The organism is Corynebacterium tuberculostearicum, from assembly GCF_046097465.1.
GTDB classification, from domain to species: domain Bacteria; phylum Actinomycetota; class Actinomycetes; order Mycobacteriales; family Mycobacteriaceae; genus Corynebacterium; species Corynebacterium tuberculostearicum_I.
Genome location: NZ_CP175799.1, coordinates 538,071 through 563,391, shown reverse-complemented (window position 1 = coordinate 563,391; position 25,321 = coordinate 538,071). Strand labels below are relative to the sequence as shown.

The window sequence follows — 25,321 nt, the reverse complement described above, 5'->3', positions numbered from 1 at the left end:
AGCTCCTTCAGAAAGCCAAGAGGGCATGAACGCTCTTTAGAGTACCGGCCCACTGCCCCGCCTGCAGCGCGAGCGAGAAGAACTTTAGGTTAACTGCGGCTCTTCTACATCCAGCTGGGTATCGGTGCCTACGCCGAGACCAGAGGGCTGGGCGCCTTCGTGGATGAGCTGCGCGCCGATGGCCGCGATCATCACGCCGTTATCGGTGCACAGGGAAAAGCGCGGCACGCGCAGTTCCACCCCGGCGGCGGCGCAGCGCTCGGCGGCCAGCTCGCGCAGGCGGGAATTAGCGGCCACGCCGCCTCCCAATAACAGCACGCGGGCGCCGGTGTCCTCGCAGGCACGCACGGCCTTGGCAGTCAGGACATCGGCCACGGCTTCTTGGAAACTGGCGCATACATCTTCCACGCTGATGGTCTCCCCTGCCTTTTCGGCGCGTTCCACGTAGCGGGCCACGGAGGTCTTGAGCCCGGAGAAGGAAAAGTCGTGGCGGTGTGGGCCGCGCAGATCCTCGGCGCGGGACATGCCGCGTGGGAAGTCGATGGTGGCCTCGCCGCGGGCAGCGAGCTTATCAATCACCGGGCCGCCCGGGTAGCCCAAACCAAGGAGGCGGGAGACTTTGTCGTAGGCTTCACCGGCGGCGTCGTCAAGCGTAGAGCCCAACTCGCGCATGGGCTTGCCGACGGCCTCTACCTCCAACAGCTGCGTATGCCCGCCCGAGACCAAGAGGGCCACCGAGTGCGGCAGCTCTTCGCCTTCCAGGTTGGCCACCGCAACGTGGCCGCCGAGGTGGTTAACGCCGTAGAAAGGCACGCCCCAGGCCGCGGCATAGGCCTTGGCGGCCGAGGCTCCCACCAGCAAGGCACCGGCCAGGCCAGGTCCCACGGTGGCGGCGATGGCATCCGGCTTTTCGATGCCCGCCTCATTCAGCGCCGCTTGCATGACCTGCGGCATGGCCTCAAGGTGGGCACGGGAGGCGATTTCCGGGACGACGCCGCCGAAACGCGCATGCTGCTCCATGGAGGAAGCAACGGCGTTAGCGATGATCTCCATGTGGCCGTCCTCGCGCAGCTCGACGATGCCCACGCCGGTTTCATCGCAGGAGGACTCGATACCCATGATCTTCATGACTGCTCCTTAATCTTCTGGGCGATCGGACTGACGCGGGCGCACCATCACGTGCGCATCCGCCCCGGAAGGTTGGTAATAGTTCTTGCGGATCCCCTGCTTGGCAAAGCCGTAGCGCTCATACAGGCCAATAGCGGGATCATTGCCCACGCGAACCTCGAGGAAGACCGGGGCGTCCTTGAGATCCGCGATATGGCAGATATTGTCCATCATCATCCGCGCGATGCCGCGGCGCTGCGCGGCGGGGTCGACGCCAATGGTGTGGATTTCAAACTCCGGGTCCGCGGCCGGGCCCATCATGCCGATGCCCGCATAGCCCAACAGCTTTACGGGCGTTGGTTCCTCGATCGCGCCTTCCACCCCGAAATAGAAGTTGAAGGGCTGGGCCATTTCTTCCCGGAAAATCCGGCTGGACCACGGAGTTTCGCCTGGAAAAAGGACCTCTTCCAGCTCGGCGCACCGGGGTGCATCGGCCGGGGTTAGCTCGCGCAGCCTCACAGCTCGACCTTCGGGATGGCGGCAGAAAGCTGTTGCTGCTTTGGCGGGACCGCATCTGGGCGGCGCAGGTACAGCGGCACGACGGGGGCCGGTTCTGCCTCGAGGTCGGCCGCGGCAACGAGGGCCGACGCGGTCGGATGGGCCGCGCGGTGCGGGAGGGCGGCGAATCGCTCGGGAAGTTGCCCAGCAAGGCGGTCAGGAATGATGACCTCGGCGGTGGAGGCAAGTTCCACCTCGAGTTCGGCCGGTTTCGTCACCGCAGGACCAGAAATGCGCTGCACACCGGAGTCGGTAGCGCGATAAGTGGCCCAGTAGATCTCTTTGCGGCGGGCGTCGGTAGCCACCAAGGCGGTCGCCTCGTCGGCCGCGGCGGCAGGTTCTACGTGGAGGTCGGCGGCGGCCGCGATGGCATCGTGGGTACAGATGCCGTGGAGGGGGATAGAAAGGGCGTCGGCAAGCGCGGAGGCCGTCGCCATACCCACGCGCAACCCGGTAAATGGTCCCGGGCCCACGCCGGTGACCACCGCATCGAGGTCGGAATATTCCATGCCCGCCTCTGCGAGGACCTCGGTGATGGTAGGAATGAGCAGCTCATTATGCGCGCGGGTATCCTCCAACACGCGCCCGGTGGTCTGCCCGGTGACGGTATCCACCACCCCGGTAACCAGGGCGGTGGTGGCCGTGTCGATCGCGAGGACGCGCATTAGGCAACCATCTTCCAGGTGCCATCCTCGCGCTGGAAGCCCAGCGGCTGGGTGCCCTGGATCATGGGAACGCCGCCATCAAGGCTCTGGCCCTGCTGCTCCATGGCCTTGACCTGCATGTCAATCATCTCGCACACCTCCACCTTTTTCGGATCCAGCTCTTCGATGAAGGGCTTAGCGCTCTGGGAAATGGCTACCGCGTAGCTCTTGCCTTCCGGCACCGCACCATCTTCAAAGGTGATGTTCTCGGTATCGATCTGTGCCTCTTTGACCTTGTCTTCGCGCATGCCCGGGCAGATGAAACCAATGGCGGGGTACTCCTCGCCATAGACATCGGTAGGCATGACGGTCATGACCTCCAAGTTATTTGGCGCCTTGGCCAGCGTGGAGGAGAGGTTGCCCTCCAGGTGGTTTTCCTCGCGCAGCGTGGAGGAGGCAAGAAGAACCATCATGACAACGATAAAGATGGCGATGATGACGGCAGTGAGGTTGCGAGCGAATTTAGTCATGGGGTGAGTATGGCTCCTTGAAAAATGTTTAAGTTTCAGGCGGGCGGCGGTAATTCTGGCAACCGATGCTACCTGGTTCACCGCAACACAAAACCCACAGGGTAGTGCCTGCCAGTGTAGGCGGGCGACCCTGTGGGTGAGTAATTAACGCGAGATATTGCCGCTATAGCAACAGCAAGAGCAATACCTGCGAGGCAATAATCTTGCCGATAATTGTGGTGGGATAGACCGTGGCCCATCCGCGGCCGGCCAACTCGGTGCCGGTTTGATCACGAATGTAGGCAAAGACTGCGGGGTTGGTGGTCATGCCGGCCGCACAACCCATGGCCTCGTCCCACTTCAGCTTGAGCACCAGCATGCCGATGACGCCGATCAGGATGGCGGAGACCAGCGTAATGATAAGGCCCACGCCCATGATGGTCAGGGAGGACGGATCCGTCAGGGCATCACGGAAGGAGGCGCCGGCCGAGGTGCCCACGCCGGCCAGGAACAAGGTAAGGCCCATATTGGACAAGGTCTCACGGGTGTGGAAGGGCATCTGCCAGTTCAACGGGCCGGTACGGTTGAGGTAGCCCAAGAGCAGGCCAACGACCACGGGGCCGCCACCAAAGCCCAGCTGCAGGGTGGAGCCACCCGGCATCGGAATCGGGATGAGGCCAAGCAGCATACCCAAGGTCAGTCCGATGGCCATGGACAGCAGGTCCGCATTACCCAACGCGGCCTCAGAGTCACCGAGGTACTTGCGCACGTACGGCAGGCGGCTCGGGCTGGTGACCACGCGAACGCGATCCGAGTAGTTGAGCACAGTGTCTGGGTGCGGGACGAGGTCCTTATCGCCCTTACGGATACGAGCGATGATAAAGCCGTGGTCGAGGGCCTTGATCTCGCGGATGGACTTACCGGCAATTTCCGGGTTGGACACGGTAACGCGGGTGTATTTAAGCCCAGCGTCCTCGGTCAGCTCCACTGGGTGTTCTTCACCCAGGATCTCAATGGCCTTATCGACGGCCTCTTCGGAGCCGTTGAGCAGGTAGGCCTCCCCCTCGCACAGTGGCATTTCCGGGACGGCGAGGCGGTGGCGCTCCTCATCGGAGATGATACGAGTAGCCACTACGGTCTGGCCGGTAACGCGGTAGATATGGCCAGCGGTGTCATTGAAGTTCTTGGTCAGGCGCACGCCTTTGGCTACGAGCTCGGCGGGAATCATGCCCTCTGCGCGGGCATCTTCCTCATGGTTGGCTTTGACAACCTTGGCGCCGATGGCGGCGACGAGAATCGCGCCAATCACCGCGCCTGGGTAGGCCAAGGAGTAACCGACGACCGGGGTGGAATCGCCCACCATTTCCACCACGGCAGCCATGCCCGGCGTGGAGGAGAGCGAACCGGCGAACATACCGACGGCCTCTGGCACGCTCATGCCAAAGGCACGGATAAGGCCATAGCCAACGGCGACCAAAATAACCAGCATGCCCAGCATAAAGACGGTGAGCTTCCAGCCGCGGGTTTTAAACTCACGGACGAAGGAAGGCCCGAAGTTGAGGCCAATGGCATAAACGAAGATCGCCAGGCCAAATTGATAGACCAGCGGCGGAATTTGGATATCAGGATTGGCAGTAGATAGACCCAGTGCCACAAACATCGCGGCCGCGGCACCGAGAGAGATGCCGAAGATCTTGATCTTGCCAATCGCTAGACCCACCGCCATGATGACGAAGAGAGATAGCAAAGGACTTGAGGCGAGAAAATTCAACACCTTAATAGAATTACGTGGTGGTTATACCCGGATCAAGTTTGCTTTCTGGGATATTCATCACTTAATCCCCCTTAAGGTCAAGATATGTGCTATACAACACCTTGCCAAGACCATGTGAAGCGGCGAACATCCTCTTCTGCGCCGGCATAGTCCACCGGCTCGCGGTCAATGCTGATAAATAGGTAGCGCTCCGCAATCTGTTCCACGAGTCCCCCGCCCCATTCGGCAATAACCACGGCGTCCTCTAGCTCCGTGTCCAGATCCAGCGCGTCGAGCTCCCCTAGCGGGTCCCCAGAATTAGCACCGCCTTCATCGAGCAGGCGGTAGGCATCCACGTGCACAAGGTCCGGCCCGCCCACCGTTGAGCGGTGCACGCGGGCGATAACGAAGGTTGGCGAGGTAACGCGACCTTTAACTTGCATGCCCTTGGCGACGCCCTGCGTCAGCGTCGTCTTTCCAGCCCCCAACGGCCCATCCAGGATCACTACATCGCCGGCTTCAAGCGCCGCACCCAGCTCTTCACCAAAGGCATAGGTGTCTTCCACCGTGGATAGGTCGCGGCTGCCGGATTCCGGGAAACTACTGCGCATCATCTTCTCCTATATATTCGCGTTCGGTGCGGCCATCGGGCAGGCACACCACCTCATAGTTGATGGTGCCTGCTGCCGCGGCGAGATCCGTGGCGGATACTCCCCCGTTGCCAAAGATCACGGCATCTTGCCCCGTGTCCACGCCATGCGGGTTCTCACCTAAGTCCACCACGATCTGATCCATGCAGATTCTTCCTACTTGCGGGTAGAGGTGCCCACCAATGCCCACGTGCAAGTCGCCCTGATAGCCGCGCGGCAGGCCATCGGCATAGCCACAGTCCACCGTGGCCAAAAATCCCGGCTTATCCGCCTTCCATGTGAGTCCATAGCACGTGCCCTCACCCGCTTGAATGGGCTTGACGTTAAAAATCTGACCGGACCAGGTCATGGCCGGGCGCAGGCCATGCTCGCGCCCCTCGATGGGCTCCAAGCCATAGCAAGCGGCGCCGACGCGCACCTGCTCGAAATAAGAGGACGGACGTGTCAGCACTGCGGGCGAATTGGCCAGGTGATTGACCGGGCATTCCAAGCCAATCTCACGCGCGAGCTGCAGGGCCGTGCGGAACGCTTCCTCTTGGGCGTCATTGTGCGGATTATCCGGCTCATCGGCGCACGCAAAGTGGGACATGAGCCCAAGCACCTTGATGTGTGGGGCATCGCGCAGCACCTTAAAGGTCTCTGCCCAATCCCCTTCGTCCACACCGGAGCGGTGCATGCCGGTTTCCACCTTGACGTATACCTCGGCAGGAAAATCGGCCTTGACCAGCTTATGCGCCTGCTCAAGGGAGTTGACCGCTACCTCGATTCCGTTCGCCAAAGCTTCTTCGAGGATTTCATCTGTTTGCCAAATCCACGCCACGATGGGCGCATCCACGCCCGCGCGGCGCAGGTCCACCGCCTCCCGCAGGGTGGCCACGCCAAAGCAATCCGCACCGGCGCGCGCCATCACCGGCACAACCTTGGCCGCGCCGTGCCCGTAAGCATCGGCCTTGACCACGCACATCAGCTTGACCTCCGGACCCACCTTTTCCTTGATGCGGCGGACGTTGTGCGCAATGGCGGAGAGATCAATCGTGGTTTTCAGCATGCCCACCATTGTGCCACTGCTCACCCTTGGGCTGAATTCGGGCAGGGTGTGGCGCACTGACTCGCGATACCTCCACCTTGGAGTCGGCTCATCCAATGTCCTCTATAGAAACTTGCCTCGTAAGTTTGATCCGCGAGCAGAAATCTTCATCATGGCTAACCACTAGCAATGCGCCCCGATAGTTTTTCAAAACTGAGACCAACCAATCAACAGTTGAAATATCGATGTTGTTAGTCGGCTCATCGAGCATTAGCAATTGCGGCGCCGGATCCGCTAAGAGCACTCTGGCGAATTCCGCCCTAAATCTTTCGCCTCCCGAGAGGGTCCCTGTCAACGCATGAACCGAGTCAGATTGAAACAACAACTGAGCTAGCTGATCACGGATGAACTGCGGATCCTCTCGTGGATTCGCGTTGGTAACCACGTCCCATACGCTTAGAGAAGGATCTAATCCAATTCGTTGACGCAAATACCCCGAGTTGCCGATCACGTAGCCCGCCTCACCGGAGTTAATTCGGTTTAAGAGCGTGGTCTTGCCACTTCCATTTGGTCCTGACAAGCGCACCCGTTCTGGGCCGACAATCGTCAGCCCAGGAATCGAAATAACCCGCTTTCCTTCCGGCAGCTCAGTTTGTGGCAGCTCGATATAGACCGAATCATCATCTCGTATGTTTCGCTCAGCTCGAGCTAAAGAGCGTTGGGCCGCTTCAACTGCGTCTGAATGGATTTGCGCTCTGCGTGATGCCGTCTTTTCGGATCGCTGCTTATCAAGCTTCATCGTCATGCCTGGTTTGCGCTTCGACTCCGCGAACTTCTTTCCACGGCGCGCATCACGCGCAATTCGTGTTTGCATTGCTTGTTGTTCGCGGAGTTGCTGCTTATAAGTCGCCTTGGCGGTAGATACTGCTTTTTGAGCTACTTCCTGTTCTGCATTAATCGTGGCTAGGTAGTCGGAATAGTTGCCTTGGAAGAAGCGTAGGTTCCCATCCCTTAATTCCGCTACCTCGGAAACTACATCCAACAGGTCTTTGTCATGGCTTACCACTAGCACCGGCGCCGCGGCATTTACCAACATATCTTTCAGATGCTTCTTAGCAGTTCCGTCGAGGTTATTGGTCGGTTCATCGAGGACAATGAAATCCGGCTCGGACAAGAACACCGCCACCAAAGCGACGCGGACCGCTTCACCTCCAGAGAGGCTTTTGATAGGGCGGTCCAACGGGATATCCAATCCGGCGGCGGAAAGGGCAGCGGCAATGCGCTCACCGACGTCCCATTGCTCCCCAATTAACTCATAGAGTTCTGGTTCATACTCACCGGCTTCGACTGCGGAAATCGCCGTGAGCACTTGGGTGACACCGAAGATGTCTGCTACTACATCATTTTCATTCCAAGCAAGGTCTTGTGGCAGGTACGCTATCGATTCCGGCTTTTCCACCGTTCCAGCAGTAGGCAAGATTTTGCCAAGGATGACGTTTAACAGAGTTGTCTTTCCTGCACCATTATCCCCAATCAGCGCAGTTAAAGGGCTAGAAAAGGCACCGTTTAGGCCACTGAAGCAGGTTGTGCCATCGGGCCATACTAGGGAAAGGTCGTTCAATAAAATAGGCATGCTTAAATCCGTTCTTCCTTTAGTGTTTTACGCAAAAACACGACGGATGAGCACTGCCTACTCCTTTCACCGACAACAATTGCTCCCAATAGCATAACAGATTCAAGCTTCAAAGAAATGCCAAAGCCCCCTTACCTCCCACGCAAGAAACGCGGCAAGTAAGGGGGCTTAACTAGTACCGTTCGGCGTGGATTACTCCACGGTCACGGACTTGGCCAGGTTACGCGGCTGGTCCACGTCGTAGCCCTTGGACTTGGCTACGTGAGCGGCGAAGATCTGCAGCGGCACGGTGGCCAGCAGCGGCTGCATGAGGGTCGGCGCCTTCGGGATGCGGATGACGTGGTTAGCGTAATCCTCCACGGCGGTATCGCCTTCTTCCGCAATCACGATGGTGATGGCACCGCGGGCGCGGATCTCCTGAATATTGGAAACGACCTTGGAGTGCAGGGAGTCGCGGCCGCGCGGGGACGGCACGATAACGAAGACCGGCTGGCCTTCCTCAATCAGTGCAATCGGGCCGTGCTTGAGCTCGCCGGCGGCAAAGCCCTCGGCGTGCAGGTAGGCGATCTCCTTGAGCTTGAGCGCGCCTTCAAGAGCTACAGGGAAGCCGACGTGGCGGCCCAGGAAGAGCACGGATTCCGCATCCTTCATGGAGTTGGCCAGGTTGGCCACCTGGTCCTCTTCATCGATGACGTTTTGGACCTTGTCCGGCATGTGGCGCAGCTCAGCGAGAACGCTCTGGATTTCATCGGCGAACATGTTGCCGCGCAGCTGGGCCAGGTAGAGGCCAAGCAGGTAGGTGGCGGTAATCTGCGCCAGGAAGGCCTTGGTGGAGGCTACGGCGATTTCCGGACCGGCGTGGGTGTAGAGCGCGGCATCGGATTCGCGCGGGATGGACGAGCCCTGGGTATTACAGATGGCAATAACCTTGGCGCCCTGCTGGCGGGCGTGACGCACGGCCATCAGGGTATCCATGGTCTCACCGGACTGAGACAGGGCGACAACCAAGGTCTTTTCGTTCACGATCGGATCGCGGTAGCGGAACTCGTGGGCGAGCTCGACCTCGGTAGGAATGCGGCACCAGTGCTCGATGGCATAGCGTGCCACGTGGCCGGCGTAGGCGGCGGTACCGCAAGCGATGACGATGATCTTGTCGATGGACTTCAACACGGTCTCATCGATGCGCAGATCATCGAGAGCCAGCTGGCCCTGTTCATCGAAGCGGCCGAGCAGGGTATCGCGCACAGCGGCGGGCTGGTCGTGGATTTCCTTTTCCATGAAGGAATCGAAGCCACCCTTTTCGGCAGCGGCGGCATCCCACTTGATTTCAAAAGGCTTGCCCTGTGCAGGGTTGCCCGCATAATCGGTGATTTCTACCTCGTCGGCGGTGATGGTCACGACCTGGTCGTTGTCCATCTCCACGGCGGACTTGGTGTAATCGATGAAGCCAGATACGTCGGAGCCGAGGAAGTTCTCGCCCTCGCCCAGGCCGATAACCAGCGGCGAGTCGCGGCGAGCGGCAACGATGCGATCGGCCTGCTCGGCGTGGATGGCCAGCAGGGTGAATGCGCCCTCGAGGCGGGAGCAGGTCAGCTGCATTGCCTTGGTGAGGTCACCAGCGGCCTCGTTGTGGAAGACATCGCCCAGCAACGTAGCGGCAACCTCAGTGTCGGTCTCGGAAACGAAGTTGTAGCCCTTGTTCAAAAGCTCGGACTTGAGCTCGGCAAAGTTCTCAATGATGCCGTTGTGCACCACGGCCAGCTTGCCGCCATCGACCACGTGCGGGTGCGCATTCAGGTCGGTAGGGCCACCATGGGTAGCCCAGCGGGTATGGCCAATGCCCAGCACGGAGTCTGGCAACGGGCGGGCCTCAATCTCGGCATCCAGCGCAGCGACCTTACCGACCTTCTTGCGCCAGCTAATGTCCCCATCGGCGTACATTGCTACGCCAGCGGAGTCATAGCCGCGGTATTCCAAACGGCGCAGCCCTTCCAAGACTACGTCGAGGGCGAAGTAATCACGGTCACCACCAGCGTGACCAATATATCCAACAATTCCACACATGGTTGCTGATTTTACAGCACGGGGAAGAAACCTCTAGGCGGGCGGGGCGTCGGCAAGCGGGGGCATAGCGCCCCGCCCGCTAGTGCGCTGGGAAAACTAGCGCGTCGCCTGCTCCAAAAGTTCCAAAATGTGGTGATAATCCTCGCCGGTAGCACGGGTCAAGCCGAGCTCGCAGGTGCGGTTGGTCGAGGCGTGATACTGCGCCCCGATTTCCTTGACTTGCGCTGCTTCGGCGCGCGTTGCGGCGTCGGTTAGCTCCGGGTGGAGCATGCCGCGATCGCCGGCATAGCCACAGCAATTCCAGTCAGTGGGAATGTGTACCTCGGCCGCTGCGGCGCGGGCTACCTTCTCCACGTCTTCCATCATGCCCAGCTGGAAGGCAGAGCAGGTGGGGTGCACGGTCACGGAGGCCGCGGGGTTCTTGACCGCAAGCTGCGGCAGGAGGGTATCGGCCGTAAAGCTAATGGCGTCGATGACGGTAATGCCTACCGACTCCAGCATGTCCTTAAATCCGGCGGTACAGCTGCTGGCGTCCACGATGACCGGCAGGCGCGCACCATCGGTGGCCTCCATGACGATATCGCGCACGCGCTGCTCCATCGCATCGTGGCCGGCCTGCATGCCCTTGGACGCCCATGGGGTGCCACAGCAGAGCTTGTCGATGCCCTCCGGAACCTCCAGCGCTACCCCGGCGCGCTCCAAGAGAGTCACGAAGGAATCGGTAGTGCCTTTGCCACCGCCCTGCGGGCCAAACATGGTGTTCACGCAGGCTGGCAGGTAAATTCCGGTGGTCTGCGCGTAGCGGTCACCCACGCGCCCGGCCAAGCGGCCGCGGGACTTGCCGCCCTTGCCCAGCTCCGGCTGGTACTGCGGCAGGTTATCGGTGCCGATGAGGCTGCGGCCCACATCGGTGACCTTCTTGACCAGCTCGGTGGGCAGCAGGTGCGCGCCGGTGAGCGCCAGCCCGGCGCCTTGGCTAACCACCTGCCAATTCTTGGCGGCAGCGCCCCACAGCTTCTGCTGCGCCGGCTGGGCCTCCTCGCGGCGCAGGCGCTTGATGAACTTGCCGGTATCGATACCTACCGGGCAGGCGGTGCGGCACATGGAATCCACCGCGCAGGTCTCGATGCCCATGTATTCATAGGCCTCATCCAGCTCGGCTACGAGCTGGCTATCGCCGGCTTCTTCCGCGCGCTTGCGGGCGCGGCGCACCACAATGCGTTGGCGTGGGGTAAGCGTGAGATCACGCGACGGGCAGACCGGCTCGCAGTAGCCGCACTCCACGCAGCGGTCCACTTCCTCTTCCACGGTGGGGTTGAGCTTGATGTTTTTGATGTGCGCATCGGGGTCATCGTCCAAGATGACGCCCGGGTTCATCGTGTTGCTGGGATCGCAGGCCCGCTTGAGTTCCTGCATGACCGCGTAAAGCTCGTCGCCATACTGGCGGCGTACATACGGCGCCATGGCGCGGCCGGTGCCGTGCTCGGCCTTGAGGTTGCCCTCGGCCGAGAGAACCAAGTCCACCATGCCCTCGTTGAAGTCGTTATACCGACCGATAGCGTCATCGCCTTCAAAGCGGTCCGTGAGCAGGAAGTGGATATTGCCGTCCTTAGCGTGGCCGAAGATAACGGCGTCGTCATAGCCATAGCGGGCAAAGAGTTCCTGCAGGGAAGAACAGGTATCAGCCAAGTCCCCCACGGGCACGACGATGTCTTCCAAAAGCGCGGTTGTACCGGACGGGCGCGCCTCAGCGACCTGGGCATACAGGCCCTTGCGGAAGCTCCATGCGGTATTGCGCGAAGCGGCATCGGCCGAGAAGGCAGCCGGCGATTGCAGCGGCAGCTCGCGCAGGAGCTGCGAGCCCTTGCCTTCCTTCTCGCGCAGTTCTTCTTCCGCGTCGGCATGGTACTCAATGAGCAGTGCGGCCTGCTTGTCCACATCGAATCCGGTGATGGCCTGCGGGACCTTATCAAAGCCTTGGCCTACGCGGATCGAGGCAGAGTCCATTAGCTCCAGGGTGGCCGCCCCAGTATCTAGCAGGGCCGGCAGGGACTTGGTGGCGGCGGTGAGGTCATCAAAGACAGCCACCGTGGTGGTGGTCAGCTTGGAAATCGGCACCGTGCGGAATACCGCTTCTGCAATGAAGGCCAGGGTTCCCTCCGAGCCGATGAGCAGGTGCTCAAAGAGCTTGACCGGACTATCAAAATCCAGGAAGGAATTGAGGCCATAGCCCATCGTGTTTTTCAGCTGGAAGTGGCGGCGGATGATGTCCACGGACTCCTGGTTATCGCGCACGCGACGCTGCAGGCGGGTGAGCGTTTCCACCAGCTCCGGTTCCTGCTCTTGGAACTGCCGGTCTGCATCCGCATCGGCGGTATTGATCACGGTGCCGGTAGGCAGCACGAAGGTTAGCGATTCCAGAGTGTTATACGTATTGAGCTCGGTACCGCAGGCCATGCCGGAGGAGTTATTGGCCACTACGCCACCGATGGTGCAGGCAGATTCACTGGCCGGATCCGGGCCGAGCTTGCGGTTGCGCAGGCCCAGGCGGGCGTTGACCTGGCGCACCGTGGCGCCGGGCTGGACGCGCACGCGCTTGCCCTCATCCAGCACCTCAATGCCGCGGAAGTGCTTGCGCACGTCCACCAGGTAGCCATCGCCGGAAGCCTGGCCGGCAAGGGAGGTACCACCGGAGCGCAGGGTGACCGGAACATTCTGCTGCCGGCCCGCGCGGAAGATGGCGGCCACGTGCTCGGCCGAGCGGGCCTCAATGACTGCCTTAGGGGTGTACAGGTAGTGCGAGGCATCGGAGGCATGTGCCACGCGGTCAATAACCTCGGTCTTTACCTCCATCCCATAACGAGTAGAAAGTTCTTCCACATCAACGACGCCGGTAGTCATGTACCGCAGCCCGCCTTCCCAGAAAAATAGAGTATGTAGTTGCCCACACATTGCACTCCCCTACCCACAGGGGCGCAAGTTAGGAGGGGCTTAGGAAAGCCTTTCCACCACACCCGCGGCTCGGCTGGATACTACGCAGACATTTCTCAGATAAACCCGCACCCTTTCCCGCCTAGCGGGTGATCTTCATCTATCCTTGAATGCGTGTCTGCGAATTTGAATAAACATCTAGCAACGTTGTCGAAGCGCGGTCGCAACCGAGTTTTGGTTGGCGACCTTGACTATGCCGGAGTCACCGGCAAGGTTTATACCCCTGCGGAGGGCCAAAGCCTGCCCGCCGTGGCCTTTGGCCATGACTGGATGCACAAGATTAAGGATTACCACGCCACCCTGCGCCACCTGGCTAGCTGGGGCATCGTCGTGGTAGCCCCCGATTCCGAGACCGGCCCCTTCCCTAACCACCGCAACCTGGCCGCGGATATGGAATCCGCGCTGCAGATTGCCGCTGGGGTAAAGCTTGGCGCTGGCAATATTACGGTCTCCCCGGGCAAGCTCGGCATGATTGGCCACGGCATGGGTGGTGGCACGGCCGTGCTTGGCGCCTTGGATAACCAGAAGGTCGCCGCCGTCGCCGCGATTTACCCTTCCATCACCGCGCCGTCTGCGGTGCAGGCGGCCCGCCGCATTACTACCCCGGGCTTGGTCATTGGCGCCGGCCAGGAAGACATTTTCAATGCCGGCAACCCCGCCAAGCTGGCCCATAACTGGAATGGCCCAGTCTGCTTCCGCGCCATCGACAAGGGCAGCCACGCCGGCTTTACCGAAGATCGCCTGCGCAAGCTCGCTATCGGCACCGCCGCCTTCCAGTCCGGCCCTACCGAAATCGCCCGCGGCTTGGTCACCGGCTTCCTGCTGGCCACCCTCAATGGCGATTCCACCTATGACGCCTTTGCGGATCCAGAGGCGAGCGCCAAGAAGGTCGAAAGCCTCGTAGGCGAGGACTTGGCCGAGCGCGCCGGCGTCACCCGCGACGCCTAAGGTATTAGCCCCGCCGCAGCACAGATTGCACCTGCCCCGACGCGTTCCTTGAGCGCGCCGGGGCAGCGCCATATCGTGGCCTTGGCACCGCCGCCGCTTGCCGACGCCCCACCTGCCCCTTCTCCCTTCGCGCCTCTTGCATGGCTTTATCCGCAGACTTTTCTAGCTCGTCTTGCGCTTTCGCCAGCGTTTTTTCAAATTCCAGCAGGCGTTTAGCCGTCCTTTCCCGAAAGCCCTGCGCAAATTCTGCGAAGTCGTTATTCATTACCACTGACCTGCCTTTCGTGCCTTAATGGTTGGTTCTTCTGGCGCCGGTGCCGCCTCCTGCTGCGGCGCTGGTGCCGGTGCTGGCGCTTCTTCTGGAGCCGGCTGCGGTGCCGGGGCCGGCTCCGGTGCCGGTGCTGGTTCAGGAGCCGGAGCAGGGGCTGGTGACGGTGCCTCTGCTGGACCGGCCGCCTGGAGGTGTGCCACCTTTTCTGGTGGCGGCGTTGGCTCCTCTACCTGAGACAGCTCAGGAGGCGGCGCCATAACGCCATCATCACTAGCTGGCTCGGGTTCGGGGCATGGCTCCGGCTCCGGCTCGGGTTCGGGCTCAGGTTCCGGGCAGGGATCAGGTTCTGGTTCTGGCTCAGGTTCAGGGACGGGGTCCGGTTCAGGCTCTTGCACCGGGCAATCCGCGTCGGACATGTTCTCCAGGCACTGCGCGGCGCCTTCCACAATGAGGCCCACGCCTACTAAAGCGATTCCGGCCCCTACCAGGCCGAGACTGCCACTGCAGGAGGATTCAATTCCACAGCCTTCTGAGCTGGTTTGGGTCGTTTCCACACATTCTTCGGTATTTCCCGCGGTATTTTCCGGGCAGAGCGTTTCCTCGCCTGCGCCCGATCCAGAAGCGGGTTCCGTATCCATGTCTGGTTTAGGTTTCGGCTCTGGCTGAGATTCAGGTTCCGGGCACAGTTCTTCTACTTGCTGTGGCTGTTCTGGCGGCTCCTGCGGCGGAATGATCTCCGCCTGCGCCGGCCTGGTGATCTCTACGTCGCGCTGGGACTGTGATGGACGCTCGGTAAATGGTTGCTCGGTGCACTGATTGCAGTGGCAGCCCGCGCCGTGTTCTGCAGTGGTCTCCGTGTGCACTTCCGTCTTGGATGATTGCTCCGGCTCGGGCTCGGGGCATTCCTTTGGCGGAACAGGTGGTGGCGAAGGAGGCGTCGGCTGTGGCGGCGCGGAAGTCGTCTGGCTCGATTCTCGCTTTGAGTCAGGCTCCGGCATGGGCTTGGGCTCTGGTGGGCACTCCACCTGGGCCGGCTCGGTGGGCTGCGAGGGCGGGGGCGGGCACTCTTCCTTCGGCATCGGCTTAGTGGGAGTAGGAGTCTCCGGGCATTGTTCTACCGGTGCGGGGCAGGCGTCATCTGTAGGTTTAGCTGGCGTCGGGCATTCTTCCGGCATTGGGCGCTCACAGACGCATTCGCAGCGCGATTCAAACTCGTTATAGCAGGACTCAATCGCATCATCGCGGTCACGGCAGGTGCTAGCGATATTGTGATTCGTCTCTTCGATAACGCGCCCGCCGATGGTGGAAAGAATCGGGATGATAAACCTGGCCAGCGGGTGCTTGGTAGCCACCATGGACAAGATATTCAGCAGTGGGATGACCGCAGAGATGAGCTCGGTAAGGGCGGTGTCGGAAACATCGACGACGTCGGCAATAGCGCCCGAGCACTGCTCCGCCGAACTGGTGAGATGGGCGGCATCCTGGCGGTCAATGTCGAAGTCTTCCTGCACGCCGCACAGGTGCTCGCGCATGGCGCCTTGAGCAACCTCGGAATCATCTTGCTGCAAATAGCCCGCTAGTCCAGCACCGCCTCCCTTCGGGCGGTTACCGCCTACGGCCGCAACGGTGTTTTTCACCAGGTTTTCGGGCGCGATGCCGTCCACCGCACCGACTAGCTCCCCCAGTAGGTTCATCGGCATGCTGGGGCCCGAGTAGCTTCCCAAGCATGCGAACTGGAATTGGGAAATCGCGTTGGAATAGTCCCCCAACAGGGATTTTGTCAGCGTACTCACTTGCTGTCCGCCTCCCCGCCGCGTGCAAAGGAGCTGCCGAAGGACTCATCAAAATCAGCAATGGCGCGCACCTGTTCATGGGCGGCGTGGGCGGTGGCGGATAAATTATCCAACCTCTGCCCGCCGCGCTCATGGATGCGCGCCAAGACATCACGAATGCGCTCACCGTGGCCGCCAAAGTTGCGTCCAGCCGCGGCCACCGGAAAATCCGGCACCTCAGCCCGGTGAGCATCGCGTTGTTCGTCGTTATCGGCTACGACCTGCCGTAGTGCGGACATCGCCTCCAAGGGGCGAAGAAAAACCTCAGACACTGGTGTATTCCCCCAAATCCATATGCGGTAAAAGTTCTCACCTTCATTGGACTGGGGATTGCACCAAATGGTTCCCTAGGATGCCAAAATTCTTCCGCACCCGGCGGTTGCGCTAGACCGAGGAAACGATGGCGGAAAGCCTGCCGGCGACCTTGCGGGCCTGCTCCTTATCGGCGGCCTCCACCATGACGCGGAAAACCTCCTCAGTGCCGGAGGGGCGCAACAGAACACGGCCGGTTTCGCCGAGTTCTTCCTCGGCCTGGGCAATGGCTTCTTGTACCTCGGGGGCGTCCATGATGACGCCCTTATCAGAAACCGGCACGTTAATGAGCACCTGTGGCAGCACGGTCATTACCGATGCCAATTCCTTTAGGGACTTCCCGGACTTAGCCATGCGCGCCATGATGGACAGGCCAGTAAGCGTGCCGTCACCAGTCGTGCAATCATCTGGCAACACGACGTGACCAGACTGCTCGCCGCCCAAGGAGAAATCGCCGCGGTTAAGCTCTTCCAGCACGTATCGGTCGCCTACTGCGGTGTGGCGCACCTCAATGCCTTGCTCCTGCATGGCTAGCTTCAGGCCCAGGTTAGACATGACGGTTGCTACCAGAGTGTTGTAGCGCAGGTCATTATCCTCCTTCATGCCTACGGCCAGCAGGGCCATAATCTGGTCACCGTCCACAACATTGCCCTCGGCATCCACAGCCAGGCAACGGTCGGCGTCGCCATCATGGGCCAGGCCCAGATCGGCGCCATGCTCGACGACGGCCGCCTGTGCCTTTTCAATGTGTGTCGAACCGCAGTCCTCATTAATATTGAAGGCATTCGGCTTGTTGTGGATAGCAATAACCTCTGCACCAGCCGCCTCGTAAGCGATCGGAGCAACCTTGGAGGCCGCACCATTGGCGGTGTCTACGACCACCTTGATGCCGCCCAGGTCGGTGGAGACCACTTCCTTCAAGTGGTTGAGGTAGCGCTCGCGTCCGTCCGGAGCCTCCGAGATGATGCGGCCCAACTTGGTGCCGGTCGGGCCATCCTCGGTGAGGTTTTCCATGGTGGCCTGAATCTGATCTTCTACCTCGTCTGGTAGCTTCTTACCACCTGCGGAGAAGAACTTGATGCCGTTGTCTGGCATCGGGTTGTGGGAGGCGGAAATCATCACGCCCAAATCCGCACCATAGTCATCCGTCAGGTAGGCAATCGCCGGCGTCGGCAGCACGCCCACGCGCACCACGTCCACGCCGCGGGAAGCCAGCCCGGACGCAATCGCTGCATCCAGCATCTCGCCAGAAACACGCGGGTCGCGGCCAATAATGGCCAGCGGCTGGCGCTCATAGGATTCGCGCTTGGCGGTAAATACCTCTGCAGCGGCCTGGCCTAGTTGCAAGGCCAGAATTGGGGTCAGCTTCTTGTTCGCGAGGCCGCGAACGCCATCGGTTCCAAAAAGTCGAGTCATGCAATCAATTATGCACTCCTGTGCCCATCGATTGCATGTTGGGGCGGTCTAGGCGGAGGCAAGCTTCTGGTTTATCAATGCGTTGAGTGAAATTCCTTCCGTCCTTGCTTCCATCACTAGCTTGCGATGCAGCGACGGAGAGGTTCGAACGTTGAATTTTCCCGAATATGACCGAGCCCCAACGGTTGCGGGATGACTTCCCCTGAAACCTGCATATCTTCTACTACTTCCGCAACCAACTTCAGCAGTTCCTGCTCTGCACAGCTACGGTCAGAATCCAGCCACGATAGTGAAGGAAACTCGGCAACCGTCGCCACAAACTCAATATTCTCTGCCGAAGCTCAAAACGACGAAAGCCGCCGCCTCCCAAAGGAAGCAGCGGCTTTGCGTTGCGCTTGCGCGCGCAGTAGAAGCGAGATTAACGCTTGGAGTACTGCGGTGCGCGACGTGCCTTGTGCAGACCAGCCTTCTTACGCTCAACTGCACGAGCATCTCGGGTGAGCAGACCAGCCTTCTTGAGGGCGGTGCGGTCAGCCGGGTTGTAGATGTTCAGTGCACGAGCGATAGCCAGACGCAGGGCGCCAGCCTGACCGGTTGGGCCGCCGCCGTTAACGGTGACCTTGAGGTCGAACTGGTTCTCGCGCTCCAGCAGGGTCAGCGGAGTGAGGATATCCTGCTGGTGCAGCTTGTTCGGGAAGTACTCGCCGAACTCGCGGCCGTTAACCACGATCTGGCCGGAGCCAGCAACGAGGCGAACACGGGCGACGGCGCGCTTACGGCGACCGACGGTCTGGATCGGGCCCTCGTGTACCGGAGCGGCAGCCTCGACCTCTTCGGTCTCGGCCGGTGCGATGGAATCACCGATGGTGTTGGTGAACTCTTCGGTAGCGGCGCTTGCTGCAGCAATGTCAGCAGCGTCGGCTACGTTGTTGTCGATGTTCTGCTCAGACATTACTGTGCCACCTGCTTAAACTCGAAGGTTTCCGGCTTCTGGCCGGCGTACGGGTGCTCTTCGCCTGCGAAGACGTGCAGCTTCTTGATGGAAGCGCGGGAGAGCTTGTTGTGCGGCATCATGCCGGCAACGGATTCTTCGATAACGCGAACCGGGTTGGCGTCCAAAGACTGACCCAGGGTCATGGACTTCAGGCCGCCCGGGTAACCGGAGTGGCGGTAGCGCATCTCGCGGCCGCGCTTGGTGGAAGAAACGTGGATCTTGTCAGCGTTGATGATGATGACGTGGTCACCAGCGTCAACGTTCGGTGCGAACTGTGGCTTGTGCTTGCCGCGCAGCAGGTCTGCAACGGTGGAAGCGAGCTTGCCCAGCACCACATCAGTAGCGTCGATGACGTACCACTTGCGGGTGATGTCACCGCTCTTTGGGTGGAAAGTAGACAATTTGACTCCTTGAAAGTCTGTCTCGGAACTGCCGGCCAGCGCTAAGCATCCATTCACTCCCGTACAGCGGCCGGTGGAGACCTGCAGGGAGCGCTTCGCCAGCTGCTTGCCGACGAGCGAACACATAGGTCTCCTACCCTACTTGCTCACCTGCCCAAAGACCAAAACACCGAAACCGGCACCTTCCGCGGCTCAAACGGGAGGTGCCGGCTCGTGGGTACGGACTAGAAAGGTACGACTTCAAAGAGTGGAAGAGATAGCAAGAGAAAAGAACTAGAAAAGGAGTACTCACGCTGGTTTCTTGGCCAAGGCTGCGGCTGCGTCCGCCTCCTGCCACGCGGGTGTGGTTAGTGGCACCGCAGCCCCGACGGGGACAGCGTGGGACCGTGCAAACAGGGTGTGGATTTAACCCCAGCTTGCGGCGGCGCGACGGTTGACGTCGCTCATTGCATCGTTGCCTTGCGAAACGGTCTTGGAGATGGTGGCGAGCACGGTGTTGAGTTCTTGGGACGCCTTATCCCACTTGGCCTGCGCTTGGTTATAAGCCACGGCGGACTCGCCCTCCCAGGTGCTCACCATCGGCTGTAGGCGCGCCTTCAGGTCTGCCAAGGTGCTGTTGATGCGACCAGAGGTGGCGTTGATGTCGGCTGCGGCGGAAGAAATGGCACCGAATTCGTACTTGATCTCGGACATGTGGTGGTTGATTCCCTTCTGTGAATCTATAGCTTTTGGGCTGCGGAGTAGTGAACTGTGCGGTGCGGTTTAGAGGGCGAGGCCGCCGCCCACGTTGGAGAAGGCCTGGGTGTTTTCTGCTTCCACGTTGTCGAAGTTGTGGGCGTTGCTGCGGATATTGTCAGAGATAGAGGCCAAGGCCTCACGCAGCTGCTGCGCAGAGGTGTTGTAGCGCTGCATCAGGTCATCAAAAGAGACCTGGGCCTGGCCAACCCAGCTGCCACGGACGGAGTCGACGACGCCCTGCAGGCGGGTGAGCTCGCCTTGGACTTCATCATTGGTGTTATCGACTTTGCCGGCGGTGGCAACCATGACATCGGCTTGTGTCTTGAAAGTCTGAGACATAAGAGTGCGCCCCTCCTTAGGGCGGATGAGATTGTGTGTATTTCCCCCGAAAAAGCAGCTGTGCTTCGCATCTGTGCTTTCTCACCTTTATTGGACTGAGCTTTCCGCCAAACGGTTCCTGGCTGAGGCAAAGTTTTTGAGACTATTTTTTGACCAGGCTTTCCGTGGCCATGCGGCAGGCAGCCTTTTGAACGGCGTTGGAGTTATGCCGGGTATGGCATCCCACGGACATCTGGTGCCCACGGTCTTCCCAGGTGGTCCATTCCACCAAGGAGCCGTCCCCGGGGTCTTCGGTGTAAGTCAGGCGCCCGGCCTCATCGGTGGCATCGCGAAGCGCCGGGTCTTCGTCTACCTGCGCGTGAATTTCTTTAAACAAGGCATCCGCTGGCACGTTAAACATCTCATCCGCCGCCAGCAGGATGCGTAGATTCGGGTCTTCGCCGGTGGCGGTGACCAGGCCATCTTCGACCTTGGTGTGGAACCCACTGGGCACGACTACTGACATTCCCTCCACGTCTAGGCGCTTTTCACCGGGGCTTAATTCGTCACTGCCGGATTCCGGCGCACCAGTAGTACCCGGTGGTGGCGAGGCCGGCGCGGACTCCGTTGCGCCCTCGCGGCTTGGCTCGGCAGCGCGGGGTTGCGGGTGCGATGCATCCGGAGCGGCGTCGTCATCGTCTGAAGCTTGGGCACCGATAGCCCACCAGGAAGCTCCGGCTACGGCGATGATGACCACGGCAATTGCGACATGAAAGATATCGATGGCTCCGAGCCAACCGCGCAGGCGGTCGGTCCAGCGTGGCGTTACCGGCTCGTCGTAGGCAGGCGCCTCCATCACCGTAGTGGGAGGTGCCGAATCCGTGACTTCAGGAACCGGGTGAGGAGGCGGACCGAGTGGGTCCGGGGCCGCTAGCGGGGAGACGGTTGGTTCTGGGTCGAGGAGGCGCACGCCTGTGACTTCCAATTGCCGGCAGATGATAGCGGTGGCTTCCTGCGCAATGTCCGTGCCGGAAGAGTCTGCCACCACGCAGGCTTCCACGTCGGGCCAAGACGGTCCCGCCATCTTGGATATCTGATCCATGACTTGGCCTAAGGCCCAGCCTTCCACAATGCCGGTTCCCGGCAGGTCATAGCGATAGACCGTTTCGGGCCCTTCAAAGATTGTGGCCGCATCCAGGATGGTGACGGTAATGGGGCCGGCGGTGGTCTCCCCACCAGTAGGGATAGGGGTGTCGGTTGGCGTATGCGCGCTGAGATTGGTGGTCATTTACTTTTCTCCTTCTAGGTACACCGCTTGGGCGACGCCGAGGTTTTCACCGCGGATGCTCCACTGACCGCGCCCGGGTGGTTGGTGGCAGGGCTTGAGGCCGAAGATGGTTCCTTCGTCGCGGTCGGCGTCGAAAAGCAGCAGCGCCGGCTGCAGATCGCGCACCGCGGAAAAGAATTGGCCAAAGAGGGCACGGCCGATGCCGCCGGATTTGCGAGCGATAACAAGGTGCAAGCCAATGTCGCGGGCATGTGGGAGCAATTCCAGCAGTGGCGAGAGGGCAATATCGCTCAGCAGGTCCGCATCATCGATGACTAGGTAAATATCTGGGCCCTGCCACCAATCTCGTGCGGCGAGCTGCGCCGGGGTAATGTCCGGGCCAGGCAGGCGAGATTCCAGGGTCCGGACTGTATCGACAATGGTCTCTTGCGCACTCGACTGCGTCGCGGCGTAGGCAGCAACCATGTTCTGGTCCAAGGTTCCTAGGTGGGCTCGGCGCTGGTCGATGACCACGAGCCGGGCGTCTTCCCTCGCAAAGGCGCTAATGCCGCGCATGATCTGCGCCAGGAAGGTGGACTTGCCACAACCCTGCGCGCCTATGGCCACTAGGTGCGGCTCGCGCGATGGATTCCAGGTCAGCGTATCGAGGTCGCGCCCGCCGATGCCCCAGGCGATCTCACCGGCGGGAACATCCCCTTGAGCTGCGAGTGCGGCCGGGGTAAGCACGGCGGGCAGCATCTTGAGCTGAGGAACCGGCTGAGCCTCCGCATGAACGCGGCAGATGTGAGCGATGTCCTGGTTAGAGGTGCGAGCTAAGAGCATATTCTCACCCGTCAAGGTGAGCCCGCGGCCCGGCGCGCAGGGAAGCTTTTGCTGTAGTTTGCGGTCGATGAGCGAATCCAAGGCCTCGCCTAGGCGCAGCTCGAGGCGGTTGGCAATGAGATCGCGGATAGCGGGGCGCATCGTGGTCCACCGCGAAGTGGCAATGATGACGTGCACGTGGGCGGAGGCGCCATCGGCGACGATCTCGGTAACCTTCTCCGCTATGTCTTCAAACTCCGCATTCGAGGTACCGATGTGGTGCCAGCCATCAATGACAAGGAAGGTTGCGCACCGTTCTGGGCGGCGGATAAAGCCAGCTACTTCGTCGACGATGCGCCGTACCTTTTCGCCCTCCTCGCGCCCGGCAACTCCGGCCACGTGGGGCAGTCGCTCCAGGGATGCTAGCTGACCGCCGCCAAGATCGATGACGTAGAAGCGTGCCGCCTGCGGATCATGCCGTAGAGCTAGCGCAGAGACGATCGTGCGCAGCGCACTCGATTTACCGGACTGTGGACCGCCACACAGGGCCATGTGTCCGCCGTGCTGGGTGAAATCAATAATCAGCTCGTCCTGGCGTTGGTAGTACGGCCTATCGATAATGCCGATGGGCGCGCGCAGCGACCCTTGGTCCACTGCGGGCGAGACTGCACCCGCGTCATCTGCACCGGAAAGCCCCGGCAACGCGGATAGCTCAATGACCGGCGGTAGCGGCGGCAGCCAGATGCGGTGCGCCGATTGATCGCGCAGGTGGGCCTCTTCCGCCGCGGCGCGCACGACCTCGGTAAGCACAGTGGTGGAGTCATCGAGAACCACCGCAGCGCTAGTATTGTCCTCTTCCTGGGACCAGCCATGAAAGAGCTGCACGCGGCCGTGGGAGGCTGCGGGGTGGTCCGGGGAGGCGTCGGCAAGCGCCCGGCGCGGCAGGGGCCCGGACACGTAGGAAGCTTGGAAGCGGGTCAAGGCCTCGGCATCGGATTTGAGGTAGCCCGCGCCGGGCTGGCCGGGCAGGTGGTAGGCATCGGTCACGCCCAATACCTGGCGGGATTCCGCTGAGGAGAAGGTTTTCAGGCCGATTCGGTAGGACAAGTGGGAATCGAGCCCCCGCAAGCGGCCTTCTTCGAGTCTTTGGGAGGCCAAAAGCAGGTGCACGTGGAGACTGCGCCCCAAGCGGCCGACGGCGACAAAAAGTTCCGCGAAATCCGGGTGCTGGCCCAAAAGCTCCGAGAACTCATCGACCACAATGACCAAGGCCGGCAGAGGCCCGTGCTCACGCACCGCGGTGGCAGAGGCGTTGTACTCGCCGACATTGGCAAAGTTTCCGGCGGTACGCAGCAGTTCTTGGCGGCGGTTCATCTCGCCGGAGATGGCATCATACATGCGCTCTACCAGCGTAGATTCCTCCTCCAGGTTGGTAATCACCGCGGAGGTATGCGGCAGGCGGTCGCATCCTAAGAATGTCGCGCCGCCCTTGAAATCCACGAGCACGAGGTTAAGCTCGTCCGGGCTATGGGTAGCCGCCAACGCGGTGACAAGGGTGCGCAGCAGCTCCGACTTTCCGCTGCCAGTCGCACCGATGCACAGGCCGTGCGGGCCCATACCGCCGTGGGCAGATTCCTTGAGATCTACCGTGACGGGCTGGCCCACCGTATCGATGCCGATGGGCACCATGAGACGCGCCGAACCCTCTCGGCCATGCCACATGCCACTGGCCGCTAGCTCTTCCACATCGCGATAGCCCAGAAGGCCCATAAGGTCACTGCCGCGCCTGCCAGAAGTGCTATCGGGGCGGCGGTAGGAGGCCATACTGCGCGCAAGCAAGGTCGCGCCGGCCGTACTCATTCCGTCGGGAGAACCGAGGTCTTCCACCCCTGCCGCGGTGACCACCTGCAGCTGCTCCCCTGCCACGAGGCTTAGTCCTTCGTGCTCGGCGCGTACCCCCAGCGCCGAAGACGGCGCCCCACCGACCTCAATGATGGTGGTGTAGGAATCATCATGGAAGAAGTCCTCGGTGCCCGTGGTCAGCACGCCATCGACTATGAGGATGCGAAAGCGCGCCTTTTCCGGTGTGCGCGCATGGGGCAGCCACTTCAGCCACTCCCACTGGCCACCGATGGCCTCGATCCCGCAGGTTTCCGGGCCATGCGCCAAGGCCATCTGCAGCACCATTGCGCGCACCATATCGCGGGAGGGATCTGCGGGCTCTTCGCTCCGAGTCGACGCCATTCCGGACACGGACAAGAAGCGAAAGGCCTGCAGTTGGATAACCACCGGCATATCGGGAACGGTGCCCACCGCCTTAATGGTCTGGCGCATGCTTACCGCACACACCGGGTCCAGGTCTTCAGTGGCGCCGGAATCCGGCACGTTGATGGGGGTGCACAACGTCGTTGGTCCAGTTCCCACGCGTACCTCGAGGGCGTCCGAGTCATCCGGGCCACGCTCCCACATGCGGCGCGAGCCGACTAGAGCGCTAAGTTCCACCGGTGCCGGGTGGCGATAGCTTTCATGTGCACGCTGCGCCGACGCATTGCGCAGCGCCTTTTCCCGCAAGGCTTTGATGTGGCGCAGGTAGGTACGCCGGGTTTCATCCGGATCCTGCCCACTGTTATTGGGCCCAAACATCATGGCCATACTCGCCAGCATCATCAATGGAAACATCAAGGCCATCGGGCTAATCTGCCGGGAATCCCCAGCGCCTAACACCATGAGGGCGACCATGCCGAGCATCGCCGCAATCATCACCACCGGCAGCAGCAGCCGCACCAGCGGCACCGGTTGTGGACGCACCGCCTCTGGGACCTCCTCGGCCTCGATGCTGCCGGTGGGCAGCGGCGGCGCAGCATCCCGTAGTGGCATGGTCAACGGCTCAATGACGCGGGTATCCCCGATCCCAAGCATGCCTAAATAACCTCCCCCGAGCCACGCGCCAAGCGCCCTTGGCCCCCTGCCAAGATTCCCCGCGCTGCGGTGGACACGTCGCCACTAGTAAGCCACAATATGTGGCATTGGGCAAGGGGGACGCCCACAATCCATACATTTTTCGGG

21 protein-coding genes and 1 pseudogene are annotated in these 25,321 nt (G+C 61.1%); 1 reads left to right on the top strand and 21 read right to left on the bottom strand.

Features of this window, described 5'->3' with window-relative positions:
- Positions 1-84: 84 nt before the first annotated feature.
- The 10 genes from tsaD to ACKFRX_RS02680 form a co-directional block, all read right to left on the bottom strand.
- Positions 85-1,128 carry a tRNA (adenosine(37)-N6)-threonylcarbamoyltransferase complex transferase subunit TsaD gene (tsaD, locus tag ACKFRX_RS02725; protein WP_005326850.1) on the bottom strand — a complete coding sequence of 348 codons (1,044 nt, stop codon included), beginning with the start codon at positions 1,126-1,128 and terminating at the stop codon, positions 85-87.
- Between the two features lie 9 nt (positions 1,129-1,137).
- Positions 1,138-1,626, bottom strand: a complete 489-nt coding sequence (rimI, locus tag ACKFRX_RS02720; protein WP_408928069.1) for a ribosomal protein S18-alanine N-acetyltransferase — start codon at positions 1,624-1,626, stop codon at positions 1,138-1,140.
- On the bottom strand, positions 1,623-2,330 hold the full coding sequence (gene tsaB / locus ACKFRX_RS02715) for a tRNA (adenosine(37)-N6)-threonylcarbamoyltransferase complex dimerization subunit type 1 TsaB (protein WP_005326854.1): 708 nt from the start codon (positions 2,328-2,330) through the stop codon (positions 1,623-1,625). The genes rimI and tsaB overlap by 4 nt, the downstream gene beginning before the upstream one ends.
- Positions 2,330-2,839: a hypothetical protein gene (locus tag ACKFRX_RS02710; RefSeq protein WP_005326856.1), complete on the bottom strand. Its 510-nt coding sequence runs from the start codon at positions 2,837-2,839 to the stop codon at positions 2,330-2,332. Before ACKFRX_RS02710 ends, tsaB begins: the two co-directional genes overlap by 1 nt.
- 163 nt (positions 2,840-3,002) lie before the next feature.
- On the bottom strand, positions 3,003-4,592 hold the full coding sequence (locus ACKFRX_RS02705) for an aspartate:alanine exchanger family transporter (RefSeq protein WP_408928068.1): 1,590 nt from the start codon (positions 4,590-4,592) through the stop codon (positions 3,003-3,005).
- A gap of 89 nt (positions 4,593-4,681) precedes the next feature.
- Entirely contained in the window at positions 4,682-5,182 is a 501-nt protein-coding gene (gene tsaE, locus ACKFRX_RS02700; protein ID WP_005326859.1) for a tRNA (adenosine(37)-N6)-threonylcarbamoyltransferase complex ATPase subunit type 1 TsaE, read from the bottom strand.
- Positions 5,172-6,269, bottom strand: a complete 1,098-nt coding sequence (alr, locus tag ACKFRX_RS02695) for an alanine racemase (protein ID WP_408928067.1) — start codon at positions 6,267-6,269, stop codon at positions 5,172-5,174. The genes tsaE and alr overlap by 11 nt, the downstream gene beginning before the upstream one ends.
- 88 nt (positions 6,270-6,357) lie before the next feature.
- Positions 6,358-7,881, bottom strand: a complete 1,524-nt coding sequence (locus ACKFRX_RS02690) for an ABC-F family ATP-binding cassette domain-containing protein (protein ID WP_408921509.1) — start codon at positions 7,879-7,881, stop codon at positions 6,358-6,360.
- A 192-nt stretch (positions 7,882-8,073) separates the two neighbouring features.
- Positions 8,074-9,945, bottom strand: coding sequence for a glutamine--fructose-6-phosphate transaminase (isomerizing) (glmS, locus tag ACKFRX_RS02685; RefSeq protein ID WP_408928066.1), 1,872 nt, complete (start codon positions 9,943-9,945; stop codon positions 8,074-8,076).
- Between the two features lie 96 nt (positions 9,946-10,041).
- Positions 10,042-12,846: an FAD-binding and (Fe-S)-binding domain-containing protein gene (locus ACKFRX_RS02680; RefSeq protein ID WP_408928065.1), complete on the bottom strand. Its 2,805-nt coding sequence runs from the start codon at positions 12,844-12,846 to the stop codon at positions 10,042-10,044.
- A gap of 204 nt (positions 12,847-13,050) precedes the next feature.
- Here ACKFRX_RS02680 and ACKFRX_RS02675 point away from each other — a divergent pair, with 204 nt between their 5' ends.
- Entirely contained in the window at positions 13,051-13,884 is an 834-nt protein-coding gene (locus ACKFRX_RS02675) for a dienelactone hydrolase family protein (protein ID WP_005328042.1), read from the top strand.
- A gap of 4 nt (positions 13,885-13,888) precedes the next feature.
- On the opposite strand, the gene ACKFRX_RS02670 is transcribed toward ACKFRX_RS02675, so the two are convergent.
- The 11 genes and pseudogenes from ACKFRX_RS02670 to eccCa all read right to left on the bottom strand — a co-directional run bounded on the left by ACKFRX_RS02670 (position 13,889) and on the right by eccCa (position 25,174).
- Entirely contained in the window at positions 13,889-14,149 is a 261-nt protein-coding gene (locus tag ACKFRX_RS02670; protein ID WP_005322739.1) for a hypothetical protein, read from the bottom strand.
- Positions 14,149-15,948, bottom strand: coding sequence for a hypothetical protein (locus ACKFRX_RS02665; RefSeq protein WP_408928064.1), 1,800 nt, complete (start codon positions 15,946-15,948; stop codon positions 14,149-14,151). Before ACKFRX_RS02665 ends, ACKFRX_RS02670 begins: the two co-directional genes overlap by 1 nt.
- Positions 15,945-16,226, bottom strand: coding sequence for a hypothetical protein (locus ACKFRX_RS02660; protein ID WP_005322741.1), 282 nt, complete (start codon positions 16,224-16,226; stop codon positions 15,945-15,947). The genes ACKFRX_RS02665 and ACKFRX_RS02660 overlap by 4 nt, the downstream gene beginning before the upstream one ends.
- A 145-nt stretch (positions 16,227-16,371) precedes the next feature.
- Positions 16,372-17,715 (bottom strand): phosphoglucosamine mutase, encoded by a 1,344-nt coding sequence (gene glmM, locus ACKFRX_RS02655; RefSeq protein ID WP_179387396.1) that lies wholly within the window; start codon positions 17,713-17,715, stop codon positions 16,372-16,374.
- A gap of 48 nt (positions 17,716-17,763) precedes the next feature.
- Positions 17,764-18,041: pseudogene (locus tag ACKFRX_RS02650) on the bottom strand (type II toxin-antitoxin system HicB family antitoxin).
- 92 nt (positions 18,042-18,133) lie between these two features.
- Positions 18,134-18,667, bottom strand: coding sequence for a 30S ribosomal protein S9 (gene rpsI, locus ACKFRX_RS02645; protein WP_204610198.1), 534 nt, complete (start codon positions 18,665-18,667; stop codon positions 18,134-18,136).
- Entirely contained in the window at positions 18,667-19,110 is a 444-nt protein-coding gene (rplM, locus tag ACKFRX_RS02640; protein WP_034668278.1) for a 50S ribosomal protein L13, read from the bottom strand. Before rplM ends, rpsI begins: the two co-directional genes overlap by 1 nt.
- Before the next feature lie 405 nt (positions 19,111-19,515).
- Positions 19,516-19,803 (bottom strand): WXG100 family type VII secretion target, encoded by a 288-nt coding sequence (locus ACKFRX_RS02635; RefSeq protein ID WP_005322746.1) that lies wholly within the window; start codon positions 19,801-19,803, stop codon positions 19,516-19,518.
- Between the two features lie 69 nt (positions 19,804-19,872).
- Positions 19,873-20,187 carry a WXG100 family type VII secretion target gene (locus ACKFRX_RS02630; protein WP_005328030.1) on the bottom strand — a complete coding sequence of 105 codons (315 nt, stop codon included), beginning with the start codon at positions 20,185-20,187 and terminating at the stop codon, positions 19,873-19,875.
- Positions 20,188-20,329: 142 nt separating this feature from the next.
- Positions 20,330-21,454, bottom strand: a complete 1,125-nt coding sequence (locus tag ACKFRX_RS02625) for a type VII secretion-associated protein (protein ID WP_408928063.1) — start codon at positions 21,452-21,454, stop codon at positions 20,330-20,332.
- Positions 21,455-25,174 (bottom strand): type VII secretion protein EccCa, encoded by a 3,720-nt coding sequence (eccCa, locus tag ACKFRX_RS02620; protein ID WP_408928062.1) that lies wholly within the window; start codon positions 25,172-25,174, stop codon positions 21,455-21,457.
- Positions 25,175-25,321 lie beyond the last annotated feature (147 nt).